This is a genomic window from Zoogloea sp. LCSB751, from assembly GCF_002028455.1.
Classification (GTDB): Bacteria; Pseudomonadota; Gammaproteobacteria; order Burkholderiales; family Rhodocyclaceae; genus Zoogloea.
Window position 1 is genome coordinate 1 of the sequence record NZ_MWUM01000376.1, and the last position, 256, is coordinate 256.

At 66.4% G+C, this 256-nt stretch carries 1 protein-coding gene; it reads left to right on the forward strand.

All coding sequences use genetic code 11. The features are described from left to right. Positions 1 to 256, forward strand: a 256-nt coding sequence (locus B4920_RS27020; protein ID WP_139379728.1) for a hypothetical protein, incomplete at both ends; no start/stop codon positions are given.

Genomic DNA, 256 nt, shown 5'->3' on the forward strand with positions numbered 1-256 from the left:
CCGGCATGGGCCGGATGGAGCGCGTGGTGCGCGACCGGATGACCACCCAGGACATCGAGGCCATCACCCCGCAGACCCTGATCAACATCCGCCCGGTGACCGCTGCCATCAAGGAGTTCTTCGGAACCTCCCAGCTGTCGCAGTTCATGGACCAGAACAACCCGCTGGCCGAGATGACCCACAAGCGCCGTCTGTCGGCCCTGGGCCCCGGCGGTATCTCCCGTGACCGCGCCCAGATGGAGGTCCGTGACGTTCA